This window comes from Pseudomonas persica (assembly GCF_900291015.1).
GTDB lineage: Bacteria > Pseudomonadota > Gammaproteobacteria > Pseudomonadales > Pseudomonadaceae > Aquipseudomonas.
This window is the reverse complement of sequence record NZ_OLKL01000355.1, coordinates 1-238: the sequence shown is the minus strand read 5'-3', so window position 1 is coordinate 238 and position 238 is coordinate 1. Positions and strand designations below refer to the sequence as shown.

1 protein-coding gene is annotated in these 238 nt (G+C 66.8%); it reads right to left on the bottom strand.

From position 1 onward, the window contains the following. On the bottom strand, nucleotides 1-238 hold a 238-nt coding region (locus FQ664_RS26865; RefSeq protein WP_144176000.1), incomplete at both ends, for a linear amide C-N hydrolase.

Genomic DNA, 238 nt, shown 5'->3' with positions numbered 1-238 from the left:
GTATTCGACGATCGCGCTGTCACCCGTGGCGTCGGACAGCGACAGATGCAGCGTCGCCTGGCGGTCCTCGCCCGGCACCTTGTCGGTGACGATCGAGTACGGTTCGCGCTGCAGCGCGGTCACCGCCTCTTCCACCGTCGCGAAATTATCCAGCACGTACTGCGCCCACAACGAGATGGACAGGCCGGGCTTGCCGCTGCGCTGGGCCGGGTACTCCGACTCGACCAGCCACAGCAGG